We start from the raw sequence: 2,040 nt of genomic DNA on the forward strand, positions 1-2,040 counted from the left end.
GTTTATTCATTCAGTTTAAATGTGTAGAAGCCCATTCCAGAGCCTTTTCCAGGCTTATAGAATCTTTGCTCTAAAAATGACCATTAGATATTCTTGAGTCATGTTTATGACCGTAGGGGCCTCTTTTGGCTCTAGGCGGCCTTTGGCAAAGCTGCTACTCTCGGCGCGCTTTGTGACCTCTTGGCCTGCTTTTAACCGCCAGACTCACCCAAAAACAAACAAATAATAATCGCATCAAATGCGATGAATGAATTCGCGTCGCTGAGGAGTGGGCTTCCATGATCGAAGACTTTTGGAAGGATAAGTACCCCGCCGGGATTGCTGCACAAATCAATCCAGACGAGTATCCGAATATTCAGGCGGTACTGAAACAGTCCTGCCAACGCTTCGCCAACAAACCGGCTTTCAGCAACCTGGGCAAGACAATCACCTACGGTGAACTGTACGAACTGTCCGGCGCCTTTGCCGCCTACCTGCAACAGCATACCGACTTGCAGCCCGGTGATCGAATCGCCGTGCAACTGCCCAACGTCCTGCAATACCCGGTCGCCGTATTCGGTGCCATCCGTGCCGGCTTGATCGTGGTCAACACCAACCCGCTGTACACCGCGCGGGAAATGGAACACCAATTCAACGACTCGGGTGCCAAGGCCCTGGTCTGCCTGGCCAACATGGCGCACCTGGCTGAAAAAGTCGTGCCCAAGACTTCCGTCAAGCACGTGATCGTTACCGAAGTCGCCGACCTGTTGCCGCCGCTCAAGCGCCTGCTGATCAACAGCGTCATCAAATACGTGAAGAAGATGGTCCCGGCGTACCACTTGCCCAAGGCGATCAAGTTCAACGACGTATTGGCCAAGGGTCACGGCCAGCCGGTGAACGAAGTCAGCCCTGACGCCAACGACGTGGCCGTGCTGCAATACACCGGCGGCACAACCGGCGTGGCCAAAGGCGCGATGCTGACCCACCGCAACCTCGTCGCCAACATGCTGCAGTGCAAGGCGCTGATGGGCTCCAACCTCAATGAAGGCTGCGAGATCCTGATCACCCCGCTGCCGCTGTATCACATCTATGCCTTCACCTTTCATTGCATGGCGATGATGCTGATCGGCAACCACAACATCCTGATCAGCAACCCGCGCGACCTGTCGGCGATGGTCAAGGAACTGTCGAAGTGGAAGTTCAGCGGCTTTGTCGGCCTGAACACACTGTTTGTTGCGCTGTGCAACAACGACGCCTTCCGCAAGCTGGATTTCTCGGCGCTGAAAGTCACCCTGTCGGGCGGCATGGCCCTGCAATTGGCGGCAGCCGAGCGCTGGAAAGCGGTCACCGGCTGCTCCATCTGCGAAGGTTACGGCATGACCGAAACCAGCCCGGTGGCCACCGTGAACCCGATCCAGCACATCCAGATCGGTACCATCGGCATTCCGGTGCCGTCGACCCTGTGCAAAGTCATCACCGATGACGGCGTCGAACTGGCACTGGGTGAAGTGGGCGAGTTGTGCGTCAAGGGCCCGCAAGTGATGAAGGGCTACTGGCAGCGCGAAGACGCCACAGCCGAGATCCTCGACAGCGAAGGCTGGCTGAAGACCGGTGACATCGCGATCATCCAGCCGGATGGCTACATGCGCATTGTCGACCGCAAGAAGGACATGATCCTGGTCTCCGGTTTCAACGTGTATCCCAACGAGCTGGAAGACGTACTGGCGACCCTGCCAGGCGTGCTGCAATGTGCGGCCATTGGTGTGCCGGACGAGAAGTCCGGGGAACACATCAAGATCTTCATCGTGGTCAAGCCGGGTGCCACCCTGACCAAAGACCAGGTGATGGAGCACATGCGTGCCAACGTCACGGGCTACAAGGTGCCCAAGGCCGTGGAATTCCGCGATGCGCTGCCGACCACCAACGTCGGTAAGATCCTGCGCCGTGAATTGCGGGATGAAGAGCTGAAGAAGGCCGGGTTGAAGAAGTAACCGGCCTTAAAACAAAAAGCCCTGCAGATGCAGGGCTTTTTATTGAACGCGAATTTTCCCGCATTGAAAT

At 56.6% G+C, this 2,040-nt stretch carries 1 protein-coding gene; it reads left to right on the forward strand.

Translation table 11 applies throughout. From position 1 onward, the window contains the following. Window positions 1–278: 278 nt before the first annotated feature. Window positions 279–1,970, forward strand: a complete 1,692-nt coding sequence (gene fadD1 / locus SNL23_RS21900) for a long-chain-fatty-acid--CoA ligase FadD1 (protein ID WP_318303492.1) — start codon at window positions 279–281, stop codon at window positions 1,968–1,970. Window positions 1,971–2,040 lie beyond the last annotated feature (70 nt).

This window comes from Pseudomonas sp. SED1 (genome assembly GCF_034044025.1).
In the GTDB taxonomy this organism is placed as follows: Bacteria; Pseudomonadota; Gammaproteobacteria; order Pseudomonadales; family Pseudomonadaceae; genus Aquipseudomonas.

Bases quoted from the DNA above. Each gene is read 5' to 3' on its own strand.
- fadD1 (WP_318303492.1), top strand. From the start codon at position 279: ATGATCGAAGACTTTTGGAAGGATAAGTACCCCGCCGGGATTGCTGCA.